At 48.0% G+C, this 6,566-nt stretch carries 5 protein-coding genes; 2 read left to right on the top strand and 3 right to left on the bottom strand.

The features are described from left to right. The first annotated feature begins 32 nt into the window (after positions 1 to 32). Both LUQ50_RS07250 and tmk read left to right on the top strand, forming a co-directional pair. On the top strand, positions 33 to 704 hold the full coding sequence (locus LUQ50_RS07250; RefSeq protein WP_300038366.1) for a HisA/HisF-related TIM barrel protein: 672 nt from the start codon (positions 33 to 35) through the stop codon (positions 702 to 704). After that, positions 698 to 1,300: a dTMP kinase gene (gene tmk / locus LUQ50_RS07255; RefSeq protein ID WP_300038369.1), complete on the top strand. Its 603-nt coding sequence runs from the start codon at positions 698 to 700 to the stop codon at positions 1,298 to 1,300. Before LUQ50_RS07250 ends, tmk begins: the two co-directional genes overlap by 7 nt. Here tmk and LUQ50_RS07260 read toward each other — a convergent pair. From LUQ50_RS07260 to LUQ50_RS07270, 3 genes are all read right to left on the bottom strand, one after another. Beyond that, positions 1,272 to 3,029 (bottom strand): glycosyltransferase family 39 protein, encoded by a 1,758-nt coding sequence (locus LUQ50_RS07260; protein WP_300038372.1) that lies wholly within the window; start codon positions 3,027 to 3,029, stop codon positions 1,272 to 1,274. The genes tmk and LUQ50_RS07260 overlap by 29 nt on opposite strands. Before the next feature lie 68 nt (positions 3,030 to 3,097). Further along, on the bottom strand, positions 3,098 to 5,695 hold the full coding sequence (locus tag LUQ50_RS07265; protein ID WP_300038375.1) for a valine--tRNA ligase: 2,598 nt from the start codon (positions 5,693 to 5,695) through the stop codon (positions 3,098 to 3,100). 100 nt (positions 5,696 to 5,795) lie between these two features. Further along, the coding region (locus LUQ50_RS07270; protein WP_300038378.1) for a tetratricopeptide repeat protein at positions 5,796 to 6,566 on the bottom strand (771 nt) is incomplete at its 5' end.

Raw genomic sequence — 6,566 nt, forward strand, 5'->3', positions numbered from 1 at the left:
CAACTGGTATCTAAATAGTGATTACGTTTGATATGGACCTCATCCTTGCAGCAGACCTGAAAAGTGGCAGAATTGTCCATGGTAAGAGTGGGAGAAGGGATGAGTATCGTCCTATTTCTACTCCTCTTGCCTCTACTGCTGAACCGATCCGGTACCTGCAGGAGATACGACCGCGGTATTTGTATGTCGCTGATCTGGATCGGATCACCGGTGTCGGGAGTCATGACTCCCTGGTGCCCGCACTCTCTGAACTGGTGGGTACTCTTTTTCTCGATCGGGGTTGCAGGTCTCCTGATGATGTACTGGTTTGTCCCCGGGTCATCAATATCATCGGGACTGAAACTGTGGGATCAGATCTTTCAAAATTCTCAGGAGGATTCCTCTCGGTTGACATGAAAGATGGTAAGGTTATCCCTGATGGAGGAGATCCCCTCATGGTGCTTCAAGCTGCAGACCGATCGAAATTTGATGGATGTATCCTGCTTGATATTGGGGGTGTCGGGACCCGACGTGGGTTGGACTCTTTGTTTCTGGATCGATGCAGAGTATCATACTCTGGGAAATTATTCTGGGGTGGTGGTGTTGCGGGCATGGAAGATCTTGCGACTCTTTCTTCCTGTGGTTTTGATGGAGCAATTATCGCGACTGCATTACACACCGGTAGAGTCCCGGTTGACCTGATCAGGAGTGGATACCTGTGCTGATAACCCTGGAAGGGATTGATGGGTGTGGAAAGAGCACTCTCCATGCCTCACTGGGGAAACTGCTCCATGAGTTCTCCCCGGTGATGACACAGGAACCTGGCGCTACCTGGATTGGGGATCAGGTGCGTCGGGCCATTGCAGAACAGAGTGATCCGATAGCAGAAGCTCTTCTCTTTGTTGCTGATCATGCTGCTCATCTCGGTGAGGTGGTGCGACCAGCTCTTGCCAAAGGAAAACTGGTGATTTCACACCGGTATATTGACAGCAGGTTTGCATACCAGGAAGTCACGTTAATGGAATTTCTTCCTGATCCTGTCAGATGGCTTACTGAAGTCCATAATGGCTGGACCATCATGCCTGACCTGACGTTCCTGCTGGTTCTTCCGGTGGAGGTTGCACTTGCACGGATAGAAAAAAGGGGCTCAACAGAACATTTTGAGAATAGTGAGGTGCTTACCAGGGTCCAGCAGATCTTTCTCGACCGAGCTCAAGCTGAACCCGGGAGATTTGTGATCATAGATGCGACCCTTGCCCCTGATGTGATTCTGAAATTTGTTGGTGGTGAGATTACGAAACGGATGAGGACGGTGAGGTAGTTCCCTTCATCGGCACAACCAGGTAATCTTTGTATTGTATCACCGGTTTTTCGTTCGTTTTCTTGGTAATCAGCCATCCGTCTTTGGGGGGTTTGGATCCCTCGGGTAGTTCGGTTACCCGATCTCCGAGCCAGAATTTCAGGGTATAATATACCATCCGATCCCATGAATCTGATTCTGATGCGGTGTCCCAGAGAATCTCTTTAGAGTTTGTATCCAGTTGATTGACACTTTGACAGAACGGAAGAAGGGACCCGTACTCTTTGGTTGTTTTAATATCCCAGATTGATATCGACAAAGAACAGAATGCGGCGATGATGATGATCAGGATCATCAAGAGTGTCATTCCCTTCTGCATCCTGATGATAACGGCAGTAAGGATTACCAAAACTATCCCAAGAAGAATTGAAAGATATGGCACAATATACGCTGCTGTCAACGTATATAGGTAAAAAATTGCAGCATTATTATTCGGCTGGTGGGCAAATGGGAGCATGGAATAATTGGTGATAATCCAGGTGAAGATAAGATATACTGTAGCAATCTTCAGAAACCGAAGTGAATTTCCGGTAGATATCTGTTGGTTCAGTCCGATGATCCCCCCGATGATGATGAGTGGAATCACCGCATCAAGATACCTCCCGCATATCGAATAATCATAAGAGAGATTGCACATATGGGCAATCGTGAATAGAAAGAGAATGAGTGATGTTACCGTACAATAAAAAATTCCTGATATCGGTGGTGATTGATCCTCTTCGATACCGGTTTTATTCCGGTTTTCATGAATGGCTCCTCCCCCTGGAGAACGTATTGCTGAGTACCAATACATGAGGGCGAGAAGTGGGAAAATTACGAATGATCCAAGCAGCAGGTAATCGAGGTGTTCAAGGATTACGTAGATGAGATGCCCAGGATCATGTATCAACGCATCTGATACCAGGTTGCTATAGTAACTGATACTGTAACCTGCTGGTAAGGCTCCCTTCATGAGCAATTGATCGACTATCCATACCAGGTACAACATAATCCCCGGGCCTGCAAGAAGAGTTAGTTTGGTAATCGTGGGATTTTCAATCTGAAACCGGTTGGATTTCAAAAACCAGATTACTGCAATTGCCAATCCAATTACCATTGAAATACCCGTAGCACGGGTGAAGAAGAGAACAAATACTGATAATCCTGCAAGGACATCCCAAACCCCGGGTTCGTTTGTCGATAGTGATCTCTGCACAAACAAAACCGAGAAAAGGGTAAGAGGTATGAATAACGCCTCGCTCATAAGAAAAAAGGTATTCATGGTTATTGCCGGCAAGAGGGTTACCAGTAATGCACCGCTCACTGCAACTGCACGGGAGGTAACTGGTTTAAGGAGATAATAAGCCGGAAAGATGATTGTTGTTGTCAGAAATGCATTGATAATGAGTGCGTAGTGATATACTGCATATTTATCCGGAGAAAGCAGGTATGCAAAACTAACAAAGAATGAATAACCTGGAGAAAATGGTCCCGGTGGATAGGGAAGATGGCTGGTGAGTAAGGCACCACTATAGATCTGTTTTGCCAGTGTGTCATATGCCAGTTCATCTGCAAAAATCTGCGGGCTGGTAATAAGGGCTGAACACAGAATTTTCACCCCGGATATGATGATAAAAAAAATAATAAGTATGAAGATGGGATGGAAGAGATTAATTTTCCGGCAGGGATTAGAGTGAATTAATTCAGGCATAGTATCATCGGTTTATGTAAAGATGATGTGAGATCTGGGTTAATTCCTGATCTCCGGTTTGTTCTAAATCACATTTTCTGTTCAACCGTGATGATCAGATCATCCTGTGCGGTGATGATCTCAACTGCAGCCCCGGCAACGGTGTATGACATCTGGGGAATTACGGAGCCTTCAGGGATTGGTATCTCTTCAGTACCAACCGTCACCATTTTTGGCAACTGAATCAACTGATCCCTGGGTAATGCCTCAATTGCCTGCATGAATGCTTTTGCCTGACCGCGAAGTGCCGGACCAATGATTCCCATTGCAAAGGATACTCCTGATACGATCTGTTTGAGTTCAGGCTTTCCTGCCCTGAATTGCAGAGTACAGTTCAGAGCAAGACTGCCATCTCCGGCATCATCGATGATGTCAGGAGTGTACACGGTAACAGTACCTAGCGGAGCATTTAAGGCAAGATTTTTGTCATGCTTATATCTGCGGACTTCAGTCACGATACGGACCAGCATCTGACCATCGGCGAGGGCCTGTTGATCGGTATAGGCAAAGTCTACCCAGGGTTGTTTGTGCACTGAACCTTCAAACGCTGCTGACCAGACCTCTTCTGCAAAGTAAGGAGTGTAGGGAGCAAGCATCCGACAGAGGGAATTTAATGCAGTCTGAATCGCTACGCAGGCTCCATCTCTGCCGGCACCTCCATACAGTCTCCCTTTGACGATCTCGATATAGTTGTCAGCGAGGACATCCCAGGCGAATTCCCTGATCGCACGAAGACCTTTGTCAAACAGATATGTCTCAAAGGCATCGGATACCTCCCGTACTGTCTGATCCAGTCTTGCTAGGAGCCAACGATCTGCGAGAGCAGTGACCGGTGCCTTTTCGTGGTAAGATTCACGCGAGAGTTGCATCAGGGCAAACCGCGAAATGTTCCACATCTTGGTCAGGAACCGGTTTGCAGCGACCACATCATTCCAGTTGAATTGGATATCTGACCCGGTCGAAGCTCCGGCAGCAGCCCACTGACGCAGGGAGTCTGCTCCGTACTGACTCAGGATCTCTTCAGGAACCGTGACATTACCACGACTCTTGCTCATCTTGAAGCCATCTTCCCCGAGCACCATCCCGTTGACCAGGATCTGTTCCCACGGTTTCCCTCCGGTAAGTGATACCGCACGGAGAATCGTATAAAATGCCCACGTCCGGATGATGTCATGTCCCTGTGGGCGTATCTGTGCCGGGAAAAGCGGGGGTGTCTTCTGACTTCCATCCCATCCGGTCACATGAAGCACCGATATTGATGAGTCCATCCAGGTATCAAGCACATCAGTTTCAGGGGCAAAGGAGGTGCCACCACATTTGGGGCACGGTTTCTTTGGTTGATCCACCGTAGGATCAACAGGGAGCTCCGCTTCTTCAGGGATTATCACCTCACCACAGTCCTTGCAGAACCAGACGGGTATTGGGGTGGCAAAAAGGCGCTGGCGTGAGATACACCAGTCCCACTCCATCTGTTCGATCCAGTTCTCCATCCGCAGGAACATGTGCTCGGGGTACCACTTCACCTCTTTTGCGGCCTTCAGCGCTGCTTCATGAGGGATCCTGACAAACCACTGATTTTCTGAAAGGATCTCGATGGGAGTTTTGCATCTCCAGCAGGTTCCCACCCGCTGCTCAAGCGGTTGCTGCCTGATAAGGATCCCCTGCTCCTCCATGTCGGCAAGAATGGCCTTGCGACAGTCTCTCGTGGTCATTCCCGCATATTTACCTGCGATATCTGTCATCTTTCCGGTTTTATCGATGGCCTTGCGCAGAGGGAGGTTGTGCATCCTCCACCAGATGACATCCTGCTTGTCACCAAAGGTACAGATCATCACCGCTCCGGAACCGAATGAAGGATCAACTGCCTCGTCGGTAATGATCGATACTTCATGACCAAAGATAGGGACCTTCAGACTTGTATCCTTCTTTCCTGCGTATCGCTTGTCTTCCGGGTGAACAGCTACTGCAACACATGCAGCGAGCAGTTCAGGTCTGGTTGTTGCGATCTCGACTCCGTCAAAGTTGAAGAAGTTCAGTGAGGTTGTGCGATCACTGTAATTGACCTCGGCAAATGCGATCGCAGTCTCGCAACGGGGACAAAAGTTTACCGGATGATCACTCTGGTAGATCTGACCAGCCTTCATCATCCGTAAAAACGAGAGTTGGGTTTTGCCGTAGTAATACGGCATCATCGTGATATACTCGTGGGACCAGTCAATAGAGAAGGCCATGCGGCGCATCGAAGCACGCATTTTTTCGATGTTACCGATGGTAAGAGTACGACACATCTCCCTGAACTGCTGGCGGGGAACGTCATTTTTGGTGATCTTATGAGTCTCTTCGACTTTAACCTCGGTCGGAAGGCCGTGACAGTCCCATCCCTGGGGGAACATCACATTATACCCTTTCATCCGTTTGTATCTGGCGATAAAATCGATATAGCACCAATTAAATGCGTTCCCTATGTGGAACTCACCGGTCGGATATGGCGGTGGAGTATCAATGACAAATTGCGGCTTTTCTGAGTCTGCCTGAAAGTAATGATCTTCATCCTTCCAGATCTGCTGCCATCGCGCCTCAACCTCGCGATATTCATAATTTTTGGGAAGTGGATCGGACAAGGGCATTTCTTATCCGTTTGTGGGCGATGGGTAATGTATCTGATGGACAGCGTCCAACAATCACCGGGTTAACGTTCTGTCAGAAAATAGCATGATGGGATTTCCCTCAACCCATCGCCCCGCCAGCTGTGCATCTGGGGACGCTATCACTAATTGATGAATATAATGCCCCCTGCATACTTCTGCCTTTTGCCATTGCTGCTTCAGCTTCACCGTTTTTCCCTGATTTCCGAAGTGCTTCTCCGTACTTTATGTAAAGATCTGCCCCTGAAACTCCCAGGGAGATAGCTTTTTCATATGCCGTGATCGCTTCGGAACTCTTGTTTATAACAGCAAGAGCATCTCCGTACTCTTTCCAGACTGATGGCTGGGATGCATCCAGATCCAGAGATCTTTTGTATGCATCTGCAGACTCGTTTGTAAGTTTTAATCCGGTATATGAACGGGCCGAACCTACCATAGCACCTGGGTTTGCTCCTTCCAGTGAGATGGATCTGTTGAATGCTTCGAGAGCTGCATCATATTTCTTCAACTGGATGAGTACTCCTCCATACGAGTTCAGTACATCCTTGTCCTGTTTTAATGCCAGTGACTGATTATATACATTCTTTGCCTCTTCCCAGCGTGAAAGGCCGCTCAGAATGTTGCCGTATGTTGCCAGTACCTCCGGATTGGATCCCGATTTCTGCACTGCTGCTTTGTATGCTGAGGCTGCGTAGTCATACAGACCCAGTGCAAACAATCCTTTTCCCTGTTTTTCAAGATCTTCCAGCGAGAGTTGATCAGATTTTGCATCAACATTCGTTGCAGTCGGATAATGTGGGCCTGCAGTATCCTGGTCTGCCATATTCGCATTGGTAGGAACAACCTTGCCAAA

Source organism: Methanospirillum sp. (genome assembly GCF_028679455.1).
Lineage (GTDB): Archaea > Halobacteriota > Methanomicrobia > Methanomicrobiales > Methanospirillaceae > Methanospirillum.